Below are 14,247 nucleotides of genomic sequence, written 5' to 3'. Positions count from 1 at the left end.
CATCTCCTTTGCTGTTGCTTATTATATTTATTCATTTACCATATTTTTTGAAAGAGAAAGCAGTTCACGGCATTCCTCTTCAATATCATCAGCAGAAAATATGGCGGATACCAAAGCAACACCGTCTACACCGGTTCCTGAAAGCTTGACTATATTATTTTTATTTATACCGCCGATTGCCACCACAGGAACTTTAACGGAACTGCATATTTCCTGAAGGGTTTCCTGAGAGAGTCCTACCACATCATGCTTTGTAGAAGTAGAAAATACAGCCCCTGCTCCAAGATAATCTGCACCGTTTTTTACTGCCTCCACCGCTTCTTCTACGCTGTGGGCTGATACACCCAGAATCATATGGTCTCCGATACGCTGACGAACATCAGAAGCTGTCATATCCTTCTGGCCTACATGGATTCCGTCGGCACCGGATTTTATGGCTATATCTACATTGTCATTGATTATAAAGGGTACATGATAATTATTACAAAGCTCACGAATTTTTATAGCTTCCGCAAGGAATTCAGCTTCATCCAGCTCTTTTTCCCGAAGCTGAACACAGGTGACACCACCCTTTAGAGCAGATTCCACCTGTTCATACAAGCTTTGCTTTCCCACCCAGGCGCCGTCGGTAACTGCATAAAGCATCATTGATTTTTTATCGCACTTCATATTTGGAACCTCCTTCCAGATCCTTAGGAGTAAGATTGTAAACTGCATCAATGATGTAATTACCATAAGAGGAATTTCCGTCAAGCTCTGTCATACGAGCATAGGCCTTTTCACCGCAGATTCCCATAGCACACAGAGCCGCAGCGGCAGCTTCAAGGACATTGTCTTTATTTGCCGCAATAAAAGCGGTGGTCAGTGCAGAAAGCTGACATCCCGTTCCGGTAATGCTGCTCATCATTGGATGGCCGTTTCTAATGCAGTAAGCTTTATCCTTGTCTGCAACGATGTCAATAGCACCGGTAATTGCAATAACTGCACCGGTTTTCCTGGAAAATCCTTTAGCAAAAGCTGTGATACTATCAAGATTTTCTTCAGTAACCCTGTCTGCAGCATCTGCATCAACACCTTTTGTAGTTCTGTATCCTGAAGCTAAAGCTTTAATTTCTGAAATATTACCTCTTATTACCGTAAATTTAATTTTATCCATCAGCTCTAAGGCTGCTTCTGTACGCAGAGTGGAGGCACCTGCTCCCACAGGGTCCAGGAGAACAGGATGTCCAAGTTCATTGGATTTTTTCCCTGCGGCAATCATTGAGGGAATAGTCCTTTGATTAAGTGTTCCGATGTTGATATTAAGACCGGAGCAAATAGAGGTGATTTCTTCAACCTCATCCCTGTCATCTGCCATAATAGGTGATGCTCCGCAAGCAAGGAGGATATTTGCACAGTCCCTTGCCGTAACATAGTTTGTGATGCTGTGAATAATTGGACATTTTTCTCTTACATTTTCAAGAATATCCTTTAACATAATTACAATCCTTTCAATAAACGCACTATTTTTGATTAATACCTTTTATCCTGTGAAAGCCATAGCATAGCACTGCGGTAATTATCATAACAGGAAATGTATTTCCAAGAGGTGTGTCAATATGTAAAAATATACGATATGTTATAAATCCTATTAGCCATATTACAAGATTTTTAATATCCGCTTTTTCCTTTGATACATCCTTTTTAATAATGAAAAAGTCCACGATTTGAATAGCGATCATTGGGGCAAACACTGAGCCGATGAGGTAAAGGAAATCTTCAAACTGTGTAATAGGAGTAAATATAGCAAGTATAGTACCTAAAATACAAACCACAATAGCTGCAGGCTTTTCCTTTAATTTTGATGAAACGCTGACACTGCTGACTCCCGCTGAATAAACATCAAGGAAGGTTGTTGTAACGGTAGAAAATATAATAATAATAAGTGCAATTATGCCCATTCCTGCTTTAATCATAATAGTTACTATGTCGCTTTCTCCTGCAAAAAGAGCGGCACCAAGACCTATGACATACATCCATGAGCTTACAATGAAATATACAATTGAGCTTACTGCTGAGGCTGCATTGGGTTTCTTTGCAGCTCTTGTGTAATCTGAAATTAATGGAAGCCATGAAAGGGGCATAGCTACGGATAGTTCCACTGCAGCGCCAAAGCTTAAGGTTTCAGAAACACTCACAGCTGAATTTCCTCTGAAGATCACTGTGCTCAAAACAATTGTAAGTATAAACAATGCACACATAGCTATAATATTAAGCTTATCTAGATTTTTAATTCCGATAATCACCCATACTATGATTAAAGCGCCGATAATAAGGCTCCAAACCCAACCTCCTCCAATACTTATAACAGCATTTGCTGCTGCTGCTCCGCTGACAATCATAACTGCAGTCCAGCCTACCAGCTGTAAAACATTTAGAGAGGAAAAAAGCAGAGAACCTTTTTCACCAAATGACATTTTAACAGTTTCCATTGCGCTTTTTTCAGTTTTACCTCCTATAAGACCTGAAAGGTACAGAAGTATACAGCCGATTAAATGACCTATAAGAATTGCTGCAATACCCTTAGCAAAGCCAAGAGGTGCAAGCAAAGTTCCGGTGAGGATTTCCGCGATAGATACTGCTGCACCGAACCAAATCAGTCCATTTGAGAATACTGATGTTTTTTTGTTTTCCATACTGTCCTTCTTTCTCAGGGGAAAATAAAAGAGGGGAGTCACCTGTTTGGGTAACTCTCCTAATCAAGGAAACGTAATATGCTCCCTACGACGGCATTATCCGTATCAGGTAAAGGGTCGAAACCTTACAGCTTCCTCTCAGCCTGCTTTTACAAGCTCCCCTGTATATAAATTATTTATTTACACAGAAATCAGAACAGTTATCTTTTCTTACTGCTCTGAGCTGCTATGTATCATTTTTAATGCTCCTGCTTTTTGTAATGAGTAAATCAGTACACCGGACAAAATCGAACCGCCAACGGTAGAAATAAGAAAGGGAATGATATAAGCATAAAAAGCAATATCACCGGCACTTTTTCCCATAAAGAGGATTGCAACGGGATAAGCAGAAAGCCCGCCTAAAATAGCAGTTCCAAAGACTTCTGCCAGTAGAGTCAGTGACAGGCTTTTTGTTTTCCAATAAGCAAGCCCGCAAAGAAAAGCACCGAACATGCTTCCGGGAAAAGCCATCAAGCTTCCAAGTCCCATTAGATTTCTTATCAAACTTGCAGCAAATGCAACCCCCACGCCGTAAGCGGGACCGAGAAGTACCGCACAAATAATATTTACCATGTGCTGAACAGGTGCACATTTACTTCCAAACACCGGAAAAGAAAATAAGCTTCCTACAACGGCTATAGCACATAGTATGCCTGCCATGGCTAGTTTTTTAATATTATTTTTTTTCATTGTATAAAACTCCTTTGAAATAGTATAGAGAAAACGGCAACAACAGCGTCGCTTTCCCAAAATGGGCATAGATAAAGCATAGTTATCTGCCCGGAAAGTTCGGTCGAGACTTAGTGGTCTCCTCTCACGCCGGAACACGGCTTCCCATCGCTGTTATACAAGGCACAGGGCGCTCCCCCTCTGCCCGGCAGGGACTAACCCTGCTTACTGCTTTCACATCCTTTCAAAATGAGTAAAAAAAACAGGAGACACCTGATTTGGTGTCTCCGGGAAAAATCAAACTATGACTTCCTACGGCGGCATTATCCGCATCAGGTTTAAGGGTCGAAGTTAGATAACTTCCTCTCAGCCTGCTTTACAAGCTCCCCTGAAATTTGTTTTATTATACCACCCTGTTTTTTATATGTCAATGTACCGGTTCTCATATTGAATAAATAAGAGAAAATATAAAAAATATATACATTTCTGCATACTTAATTATTAAATCTCATATAATATTTTTATTTACATAGAACATATGTTCGGTTATAATGGGATTAATAGGAAAGACTTCAAGGGGGGTTAAGTATGCAAGAGATTATAAAGAGGGCTAAGAAAGGTGACAAATCTGCCAAAGAAGAAATACTAAACAGGTATATGCCTTTAATTTACAAGGCAAGCTCTAAGGTTTTCATCATAGGCTACGGTGACGAGGATCTTAGGCAAACAGGGGTAAAGAGCGTTTTAGAGGCAATAGAAAAATACAATCCTGAAAGAAATACAAATTTTTCTGCCTATGTTAAAACCGCTGTAGTAAACAATTTCAGGTACTTAATCAGAGGAAAATGCAGAGAAAACTATGTAAAAAGCCTTAATGAAGTTCAGGAGGATGGTTTTGAATTAGAAGCTCACATATCCATGGATTTTAATTTAGAAGAATACGTCATTGAAAAAGATCTAAAACTAAAGCTTAGAAAGGCTCTTGAAAAATTAACAGAAGAAGAAAAAGAACTTTTATACTATGCTTTTGGGAAAAAACATGGAGGTCTTACGGAATATGCAGAGAAAAAAGACATCAGTTACCGAAAGGTTTACAATTTTAAAAATTCTTTAATTAATAAAATAAGAAAGTATATAGTATAATAGTAATAGCCTGAACCATTTAACGGAGGTTAGGTGGTTTAGTACATAATACAATTACCAAAGAGCCTTGAAGGGAATGATATTTATGGAAAGGGAATATCCTAAAGAAAAATGGAGTTTCTTTAGATTTATTATATTCTTAATTAAAAAGATTAAAGATGATGATGTATTCATGCTTGCTTCTCAACTGGCATACAGCCTCATAGTAGCATTCTTTCCTTTTTTGATATTTTTAATGACTTTAGTAGGAAGAAGCACTTTAAGCAGTGATTCTGTACTTGCTTATTTAAACAGCATACTTCCCACAAGCGCCTATGATTTAGTAAAAAGCACCGTAGTTGAGGTGTTAGAAGGAAAAGGAAGCGGTCTTCTTCCTGCATCGCTCCTTTTTGCAATATGGAGTGCTTCAAGAGGTATAGCTGCAGTTATCAGAGGTTTAAATAAAGCTTATGATCAGGACGAAAGAAGAGGATATTTTAAACTTGTAATAATTTCAATCTTTTCTACCATAGCTTTTGCACTAGCCATTTTAGCAGCTTTATTTTTCTTTGTTTTAGGTGATGTCTTTAAAAAGATATTGATGCAGTACCTGCCCTTTGACGATTTTATGCTTTTATTATGGCAGTTTTTGAGATTTGCATTGATAATATTTTTTATCACTTTAACCTTTGCGGCATTGTACCACTTTGCACCCTCAAAAAAGCTTGGCTGGATGGAAGTTCTTCCCGGAGCAGTAACAGCTTCCTTGGGATGGTTAATAACCTCTCTTGGTTTCTCCTTTTATGTAAATAACTTTGCAAACTACTCCAGGCTATACGGAAGCTTAGGAGCTATAATTATACTTCTTACATGGCTGTACCTGAGTTCGGTTATATTACTTATAGGCGGAGAGATAAATGCGTTGCTGGTTAAAAAGAAAAGTGTAATATAGATTTTAAAAATCCTATGAGAATTAAATCATAGGATTTTTTTCGCAGTTGTAGAACAATAGTTATATTTGTTTAGTTAGAATAAAGAGATAATTGAGGTTTAATTAAAAATATAGTAAAAAAATTACAGTTGCAATATTCCTTAAAAAATGGAGATTAACAGCTTAAGCTGATTATAAATGGTTATAATGAGGGTTGGAGAATTGGACAAACAGTTAATGGAATGCTAACATTTTGTTAAGAATACAAAATGCATTAATTGCGTTAATTTTACGTTTAATGGAAAGTTGGTGTGAGGTTTGCAGGAAATGGGGTATACGAATCCTTTGGTTTTGCAGGAAGAAAGGATTCGGGATAACAAAGGTGTAGGTTATTATTTTTTAAAAAGAATTATCGATATTCTTGGTTCTTTAGTAGGCATTGTTTTCTTAAGTCCTATACTGTTAATTGTGGCAGTGGCTATTAAGCTAGATTCCAAGGGACCTATAGTATTTTCACAAATCAGAGTGGGGAAAAACGGAGAGAAATTTAAAATGTATAAATTCCGCTCAATGGTTGAGAATGCGGAAGAAAAGCTTAAGGAGCTTCAGAATAAAAATGAAATGTCAGGACCTATGTTTAAGATGAAGGAAGATCCAAGGGTAACTAAAGTTGGAAGGTTCATTAGAAAGACAAGCATTGATGAGCTTCCTCAGTTGTTTAATGTTCTGAAGGGGGAAATGTCTCTAGTAGGACCAAGACCTAATCTTCCAAAGGAAGTTGAAGAGTTTGAGCCATGGATGCTAAATAAGTTTATTGCCAAGCCTGGACTCACATGCTATTGGCAGGTAAGTGGTAGAAATGATATAGGGTTTGAAGAATGGATGAGACTAGATGCTAAATATATTCAGGAAAGAAATACTTGGATAGATATTAAACTTATCTTTAAAACAGCGTTTCTTCTTTTAGGAGACAAGCATGCTAGATAAATATATGCTGTTTACTATTAGTTGAAATAGAAACATATATTTAGGGTTTAAACTCAAATTGAAATACATATAAAAATATATAAAAAATATTTATAAAAAGACAGATATAAAAGCTTTATATAAGCTTTTATATCTGTCTTTTTACTTAAATATAAGTTCTGTCAATTGCTCCTTAATTTTTGTAACTTTAATATTTCTATATTATACTGGCTGTTTTCTCTAAGAAGAATAATATTCTATATATGACTGTATAAGTTTAATGTTTCTCTATTGGTTTTTTCTTAAATACATCATTCAGCACCGCTAGCTGTCTATATATTCTTTTGGAATCATCATTTACTGATTTTTTATAATGCCTTAAAAGTATTCATTGTTTGTTCAAATTATATTTTTTGGAGTTTTTATACAGTGATTAGTAAAATGTGATATTTCAATAATAAATATTCTCTTCCTTTCTATAGTATCGATTACATACTAATGAATCTAGAGCGTAACTGCATACTAATTTTTAATTACTGAACTAGAAAGTAATGATAATAAAACAAATGCTACCAAAAGCATTTATTGTCTTTATAATCTTAATTTTCACTGGTTAATATTGTTTTACTCCATAACACGATAAAAGAAATTCTAGTTCAAAAAAGTGGTTAACTGATGATGTCTACTTTGGATAATAACATAGTTTTAAAATATGGACATATTGTTAATGAAATGATAATATTTATTATGTACTGGAAATGTCGAACTATGTAGAATAACGTTGTTATTTGTATATTACTGGTGAAGTAATTAATGTTGTAATTAAGAATTATCGCTATCACATGAATACTCTCATGATAAAAATGAACTAAGCTGAAAAAATTAATATTGCATTACTAGGAAGTATACAAATCCCTTTTCGTGAAAGTAGCATAAAACTATTTAGAAATAAATAAGCAGTAGTCAATAATATTGATAAAAATCTTATTTAGAGACTAAAAAATAAAGATACTATTAGGAAACGAATGAAGGCAATATATTTAATGGGTTCAATTTAATAATGAGATTAGGGATAACAAGGATGGATAGATCAAAATAAGTAAGTATTTTATTAGCATATATGGGAAGGTAATTCAAATAGTAATCATTGGTATTTTGAAGCAATATTAATGGAAGAGTATCTGTGTTAAATGGGTACAGGTGGGGCGAAAGTGGCAAGATGATAATGTAGAAAACTATACTTTGAAAAATAGTACCAAAATTGATTTGAGTGAAAAGAATTAGAAATATTAGGCTTAATAATTAGTTTAATTTTATGATGTTTTGATGGGGGTGACTAATAAAACTGATGGAAAAAGAAAAATATAGTGTATTAATGTCGGTCTATTACAAAGAAAAACCTGACTGGTTAAAAACCAGTATACAGAGCATTTTAAACCAAACTATGCAGACTAATGATTTTGTTATTGTTAAAGATGGTCCTATAGGGATTGAACTAGAAACAGTTATTGATGAATATATAAATAATTATCCGGAACTGTTTAATATTATATCCCTGCCTAAAAATGTAGGATTAGGGATGGCTTTAGCCGAGGGAATTAAACATTGTAAGAATAGTCTTATTGCCAGAATGGATTCTGATGATATTTGTACTATTGACAGATGTGCAAAAGAATTAGAGTGTTTTCAAAAAAACAAAAATTTGAAAATTGTGGGGTGTTTTGAAGCAGAATTTGTTGGTTCTATAAATGATGTAAAAGCGATACACAAAGTGCCAGAAACTCATAAAGAGATTGCTGCTTTTATGAGAAGGAGATGTGCATTGTTACACCCAACTGTTATGTTTCGAAAGGAAGCAGTGCTTGAAATAGGAAATTATCGTAGTGTTAAATTATATGAAGACTATGATTTATTTGCAAGATTGGTGTTTGGGGGCTATGAAAGCTATAATATCCAGGAAGTACTGTATTATATTCGTATTAACCCTGAGTTTTACATGCGTAGAGGTGGTGTTGAGTATTTAAAAACAGTTGTAAAATTTAAAAATTATATGAGAAAAAAAGGATATATGTCAGTGTTGGATTTTATAATTAGTGCTGGAGGGCAGGCTGCTGTTTGTCTGATGCCAAATAAATTAAGAGAATGGTTTTATATGACATTCTTGCGATGACTTAAGGAGAATGAAAATGAAAATATTAGCTTATAATTTGCCTGCTTTTCATAGAATTCCAGAAAATGATGCTTGGTGGGGAGAAGGATTTACTGAATGGGATAATGTGCGGAGAGGAAAACCTTTGTATAAAGGCCATGTTCAACCGATGGTTCCTTATCAAGGATATTACTATGATCTGTCAAAAAAAGAAGATGTGATTCATCAAGCAGAATTAGCCAAAGAATATGGACTTGGTGGATTCGTATATTATCATTATTGGTTCAATGGAAAATTATTGCTTGAAAAACCTGTAGAAATATATCGTGATTCAAAAGAAGTAAAATTCGATTATTGTTTGTGTTGGGCTAATGAGCAATGGGCAAGAACATGGGATGGTAAAGATGGGCAAATACTTATGCCGCAGACTTTTGGTGGGAAAGACGATTGGGAAAATCATTTGCAGTATTTTTTGACTTTTTTTACTGATGAACGTTATATAAAAAGAAATAATAGTCCTATGCTATTTGTGTATTCTGCTAGTAGAATTCCATATTTCGATGATATGATGGAGTATTGGAACCAGAGAGTGAAAGAGTACGGATTTGATGATATTTATTTAGTAGAATTCATTAGTACTGTAAATCCTAATGCGGCGAGTAAGTTCTCCAAGGGCGTTACTGAATTTGAGCCTATGTATTCAAATCGTTTTGGAATTAGTGCGTTCAAGAAGTTTTACAGAATTATCTGTAAAAGATTAAAAACCACTGAATATTTGAGTTATGACAAAATTTGGGAGAGTTTGCTTAAGCGTAATCGGATATACGGTGGGCGAGAAATCATTCAAAGTGCTTTTACACAGTGGGATAATACTCCAAGAAAAGGTAAAGCAGGATTGGTTCTAAAGGGTGGATCACCTGAAAAATTTGAAAAATATTTTCGCTTGTTAGCTAACAATAATAGAAAGAATTCTTCTAAAGAGTATATGGTTATCAACGCGTGGAATGAATGGGGAGAAGGCCCTGTGCTGGAACCATCCGAGCAACATGGATTCAAATATTTAGAGGGTTTACAGAGAGTGATTTTAGAATTGGAGGATAAAAATGATAAAAAGTAAAGTCATAGCTATGTACCTCCCTCAATATCACGAGACTGAGGAAAATAATGAGTGGTGGGGAAAGGGGTACACCGATTGGAATGCAGTAAAACAAAGTAAGCCCTATTATTGTGGACATAATCAGCCAAGAGTTCCTCTTAATAATAACTACTATAGACTTGATAATGTAGAAACTTTGCGTTGGCAAGCTGATTTAGCTAAAAAATATTCTGTTGATGGATTTTGTATTTATCATTATTACTCTAATGGGTTATTGCAAATGAGAAAGCCTGCAGAAATATTGTTGGAGAATACAGATATTAAAATTGAGTATTTTTTTAGCTGGGCAAATCATGATTTTCGAAAACAGTGGTTTGATGGTGATGGCCGCTTATTAAGAAAACAGGAGTACGGTGAACAAGAAGATTGGATTAATCATTTCAATTATTTAAGTAAATTTTTTCAGGATAAGCGATATATTAAAATTGATGGAAAACCAGTTTTGGCGATATATGATATTTTTCATATTGATTGTTTTGACGATATGATGAGGTTGTGGAATAAAATGGCTAAAGAAAAAGGATATAATGGCATATTCCTTATTGCCACAAAATCCAATACGAATCTTAGATCCAGTGATTTATTAAAATCTCCGTGGATTAATAGAGTTTTTATCTTTGAGCCAATGAATTATCGTTCTAATGGATTTTCGGGAAATCGTATTTATACGAGTTTGAGAAGAATCAGGACAGTTTTTATAAGAGCGAATAATAAGATTAGAAAAAAACATCTGATTCAAGAAAAATTTAATATAAAAAGAGCTTATGATGCGATACTAGATAGAGAAATGCTGCCGGAGGAATTGTATGGCTTTTTCACTGAATGGGATAATACTCCAAGATATAGGGGAAAATCTATAGTTTTTAAGGGGGGATCAGTTACTCTATTTGAGGAGTACTTAAGTAAAATTTATCAAAAAAGCTGTGTTACTAATAAAGAATTTCTTTTCATTAATGCATGGAATGAATGGGGGGAAAGTGCCTATCTTGAACCAGATGTAGTAAATAAATATAAATATTTGGAAGCTATAGAAAGGGTAAAAAGGCAAATTAGAATATGAGAAATAGTAAAACATTCAAGTCAAAATACTCCTCATTTGATAGCAGAATATTGGCTTGTATTTTATGGATTCACATGTTTATATGGTTATTTAATTTACCTATTGCACAGTTGCAAATGCAGTTGTTCGGGAAAAGAATTCTAACGCTTTCTAGTTTTGCTATAATTGAAGGAATGATTTTGTTTCTTCTATTTGTGTTTAAGGCAGCAAAAATTAGAATTGATAGTATTTCTAAAGGTGCAATTTGCTTATTTGGAATGTTGTTATTTATTGGATTAATAGGATTAATAATTAATCCTGAAGTGGATTTATACTGGCGATTTTATTATGTGATTTATTGGATTCTACCCCTTATAGTTGTAGTAGCTTCGAATCAAACTGAAATAGAATTAAATAGATTTATGAAGGTATTGTTGTTCATTATTTTTATTCATTCTATCTTGATTTTAGTACAGCATTTTTCCAATAGTATTTTATGGCCTTTTAGAGTTGATGAAAATGGAAATAACTTTTTTTATATATCAGAAGGCTATTATAACACTAATTCTAGAATGGTAAGATGTCCTGGTATATGTATATCTGGTTTAGATGCAGGTGTATTATTGGTATTTGGTATAAGTTTAACGTGGAGTATTCCGAAACTTAAAAAGTGGAATAAAATTTTTTTAACTATTTTATTTGTTATTGCGATATGGTTTACAGGAACTAGGAATATCTACATATTATTTGCGTTTGTAGTAGTCTTTGTTAATGTGTGTAATATTATTAAAAAACGAAGAAATAAAAATTTGATTTGTTCATCCATTGTGATTTTTGCTGTGGCATTATATACATGGATTTTTAGTTATTTAGGGGAGGTTTCCCCAAATGCAACTGCAAATGTGTTAACTGATACGTTGAGTGCTAAGTTGCGTTTGATAAACTGGGAAAATGTATTAGTTAAGATACAAGAGAGAAATGTATTCCAGATATTATTTGGGCACAATGTTTGGCAGTCTGCGGGGACAAATTTATTGATTGACAATATGTACTTGGAATTTCTACTGATGGGTGGCATAGTAACCTTAGTTAGTTTTTGTTGCTATTTTGCTTTTATTGCATACCAAATTGGAAATAAGGGTAACAAAATGTTATATCCTCTGGCTGCTTTTGTGTCTGGAGTCTTTTTATATGGAGTGGCTAATGTACTTGGAAATATTTACATGACGCTTATTGTTATTTCTGTGGTAATAGTAAGAAATAAAGAACAGTTAATGGAGTAAAGAGATGAAGGTGACATTTGTTATTAACGAACCGATTCAGGAAGCAAGTGGCGGATATAAAATGGTTTATACTTACGCAGATGAACTGATTAATAACGGTGACGAAGTATTGATTGTATATAATTGCCACAAAAATAGGTTGTTTTCAAATTATAAATTTCCTTTTTGGATAAAGATGCAAATTGCCAATTTTTTAGCCCAAAGGGGACCGAGTTGGTTTGCATTAAATAGTAAAGTTAAAAGAAAAGTAGTGTCGTTTGTTTCAAATGATACTATTCCAGATGCAGACGTGGTTATTGCTACTGCAGCAGATACAGCAGAAAGTGTTTACCGACTATCTGGCAATAAAGGTAAGAAGTATTACTTTGTGCAGGGGTACGAAACATGGGTTATAAATGAAGAAAAGTTATTAGAAACATATAAATATCCTATGAGAATTATAACAATATCAAAATGGCTAAAAAACACCATAGAAAAGTATGCAAATCAGAATGTTATTGTAGTTTTAAATGGAATAGATGGTAAAATTTTCAGGATAACTAAGGCTTTAGAAAAAAGAAATTCTACATCGATTTGTATGCTATATCATGATTTAGAAAGCAAAGGATCAAAAGAAGGTTTGAAAGTTTTAAAAAAATTAAAGCAAGATTTTCCCGATTTAAGAGCACACCTTTTTGGGGTTGTTAAAAAGCCATCAGACTTGCCTAATTGGATAGAGTATACATACAATGCAACATCTGAAGAATTGGTAAGAATATATAATAATTCTGCAATTTATTTATGCCCAAGTTGGAACGAGGGTTTTGGTTTAACTGGTGCTGAGTCAATGATGTGCGGTTGTGCACTGGTATCCACACGCACTACAGGGGTAATGGAATACGCAGACGAAGACAGTGCAATTTTTGTGGATATTCACGATACAGAATCAATGTACAGTGCATGTAAAAAGTTAATTGAAGGCAATGAAAAGCGCATTCTTCTAGCAAGAAAAGGTAATGTTAGGGTAAAAGCATTGCTTAATTATAAATTTGCTAAAGACAAATTTATTAGTATACTCCATGAGACTATAGATGAAAAAGCATAAGCACAGGAGGTTGGCCAAATTGCAGATTAAAAAAGAAACAAGTAAAAGTGTTGCAATTGTGACAATACTAGGTGAAAATCAAGGAAATAGATTACAGAATTATGCTTTACAACGAGTTCTTGAAAAGAATTGCGTAAAGGTAGAAACATTAAAAAACTTGTGTACAGAAAGTCAAGCACTTTTGGATAAAACCAAAAGGACAATTAAGAAATGTATGTCTATTTATTTACCTAAAATGAAAAAAGAAAGACAGAGACATTTATTGTTCAATGAGTTTGACAGAAGATATATAAAGTATTCTAAATATAAGTTGTGGAATGAAAAAATACCAGTTGAAATAACACAGTCTTATGACTACTTTATATGTGGAAGTGATCAGATTTGGAATCCAAACTATCCACAAAACGGTTGCGTGAATTTTTTGGGATTTGTGGAAGCAGGAAAAAAATCTTCATATGCTGCAAGTATGGGAGCTGAATATATCCCTGAGGAACGAAAAAAGGAATTCAGTGTGTATATAAATGATTTGGATAATATATCGGTACGTGAAGCGGAGTGCGTTTCAATTCTGCAAGAAATGACCAATAAAAGCATTGAAGTTAATTTAGATCCAACATTATTATTGAATGACTCTGAGTGGGCTCAATTAGAAAAAAAGCCAAATGTGGTTATAAGTAATAAGAGATATGTACTGGTATATTTTTTAGGGACTATATCTAAGGAAGCAAGTGATTTTATTAAAGCAATTAAAGATAGGGAAAAAATAGAGATTATTGATATTCATTCGGATGAATGGTATGGATTTATAGGTCCTAGCGAGTTTTTATATCTAATTCACAATTGTGATTATGTTGTTACTGATTCATTTCATGGAACGGTTTTTTCAATTATATATCAGAAAGAATTTTATGTTTTTCCGCGAGATGGGATAGGAAATTCGATGGGAGGGCGGATTGTGAGTTTGCTAGAAATAGTTGATTTATCAGAGCGTTATCTTTGCAATAGTGTAGAAGAAAAGGGAATGATTAATTATAGTGTTGTAGAACAAAAGCTTACGGTTGAAAAGAAAAAATCACTGAGATATATTGAGCAGATTATTTCGCAGATATAGAAAAATACTGGTGAATATGGAAA

Annotated in this window: 13 protein-coding genes and 2 riboswitches; of the genes, 9 read left to right on the top strand and 4 right to left on the bottom strand. The window is 34.0% G+C overall.

The features are described from left to right. Nucleotides 1-27: 27 nt before the first annotated feature. The 4 genes from thiE to thiW form a co-directional block, all read right to left on the bottom strand. Nucleotides 28-669, bottom strand: a complete 642-nt coding sequence (thiE, locus tag TA89_RS11720; RefSeq protein WP_040213554.1) for a thiamine phosphate synthase — start codon at nt 667-669, stop codon at nt 28-30. Continuing rightward, a complete protein-coding gene (gene thiM, locus TA89_RS11715) occupies nt 656-1,477 on the bottom strand; it encodes a hydroxyethylthiazole kinase (protein ID WP_040213553.1) in 822 nt (273 codons plus the stop codon). Before thiM ends, thiE begins: the two co-directional genes overlap by 14 nt. A gap of 25 nt (nt 1,478-1,502) precedes the next feature. After that, nucleotides 1,503-2,675: a putative hydroxymethylpyrimidine transporter CytX gene (gene cytX, locus TA89_RS11710; RefSeq protein ID WP_040213594.1), complete on the bottom strand. Its 1,173-nt coding sequence runs from the start codon at nt 2,673-2,675 to the stop codon at nt 1,503-1,505. A gap of 65 nt (nt 2,676-2,740) precedes the next feature. Beyond that, nucleotides 2,741-2,848: riboswitch (TPP riboswitch) on the bottom strand. Between the two features lie 37 nt (nt 2,849-2,885). Further along, nucleotides 2,886-3,404: an energy coupling factor transporter S component ThiW gene (gene thiW, locus TA89_RS11705; protein WP_040213551.1), complete on the bottom strand. Its 519-nt coding sequence runs from the start codon at nt 3,402-3,404 to the stop codon at nt 2,886-2,888. Nucleotides 3,405-3,675: 271 nt separating this feature from the next. After that, nucleotides 3,676-3,783, bottom strand: a riboswitch (TPP riboswitch). Nucleotides 3,784-3,971: 188 nt separating this feature from the next. Here thiW and TA89_RS11700 point away from each other — a divergent pair. The 9 genes from TA89_RS11700 to TA89_RS11660 all read left to right on the top strand — a co-directional run bounded on the left by TA89_RS11700 (nt 3,972) and on the right by TA89_RS11660 (nt 14,224). Next, nucleotides 3,972-4,526 carry a sigma-70 family RNA polymerase sigma factor gene (locus tag TA89_RS11700; protein WP_040213550.1) on the top strand — a complete coding sequence of 185 codons (555 nt, stop codon included), beginning with the start codon at nt 3,972-3,974 and terminating at the stop codon, nt 4,524-4,526. Between the two features lie 85 nt (nt 4,527-4,611). After that, on the top strand, nt 4,612-5,457 hold the full coding sequence (locus TA89_RS11695; RefSeq protein WP_040213593.1) for a YihY/virulence factor BrkB family protein: 846 nt from the start codon (nt 4,612-4,614) through the stop codon (nt 5,455-5,457). A 306-nt stretch (nt 5,458-5,763) separates the two neighbouring features. Continuing rightward, a complete protein-coding gene (locus tag TA89_RS11690) occupies nt 5,764-6,423 on the top strand; it encodes a sugar transferase (RefSeq protein WP_040213590.1) in 660 nt (219 codons plus the stop codon). 1,327 nt (nt 6,424-7,750) lie between these two features. After that, nucleotides 7,751-8,572: a glycosyltransferase gene (locus TA89_RS11685; protein ID WP_040213549.1), complete on the top strand. Its 822-nt coding sequence runs from the start codon at nt 7,751-7,753 to the stop codon at nt 8,570-8,572. A 16-nt stretch (nt 8,573-8,588) separates the two neighbouring features. After that, complete coding sequence (locus TA89_RS11680; RefSeq protein ID WP_040213547.1) at nt 8,589-9,668, top strand: glycosyltransferase WbsX family protein; 1,080 nt, start codon at nt 8,589-8,591, stop codon at nt 9,666-9,668. After that, a complete protein-coding gene (locus TA89_RS11675) occupies nt 9,655-10,767 on the top strand; it encodes a glycosyltransferase WbsX family protein (protein WP_040213546.1) in 1,113 nt (370 codons plus the stop codon). The genes TA89_RS11680 and TA89_RS11675 overlap by 14 nt, the downstream gene beginning before the upstream one ends. After that, the gene (locus TA89_RS11670) at nt 10,764-12,029 is read left to right on the top strand and encodes a hypothetical protein (RefSeq protein ID WP_040213545.1); all 1,266 of its coding nucleotides are present in this window, start codon (nt 10,764-10,766) and stop codon (nt 12,027-12,029) included. The genes TA89_RS11675 and TA89_RS11670 overlap by 4 nt, the downstream gene beginning before the upstream one ends. A gap of 4 nt (nt 12,030-12,033) precedes the next feature. Next, nucleotides 12,034-13,113, top strand: a complete 1,080-nt coding sequence (locus TA89_RS11665) for a glycosyltransferase family 4 protein (RefSeq protein WP_052447468.1) — start codon at nt 12,034-12,036, stop codon at nt 13,111-13,113. A gap of 19 nt (nt 13,114-13,132) precedes the next feature. Next, entirely contained in the window at nt 13,133-14,224 is a 1,092-nt protein-coding gene (locus tag TA89_RS11660; protein ID WP_040213543.1) for a polysaccharide pyruvyl transferase family protein, read from the top strand. The last annotated feature ends 23 nt before the right edge of the window (nt 14,225-14,247 follow it).

The organism is Clostridium polynesiense (genome assembly GCF_000820705.1).
GTDB lineage: Bacteria > Bacillota > Clostridia > Clostridiales > Clostridiaceae > Clostridium_AA > Clostridium_AA polynesiense.
The sequence above is the reverse complement of the archived record's forward strand: the minus strand, read 5'-3'. Positions and strand labels throughout refer to the sequence as shown.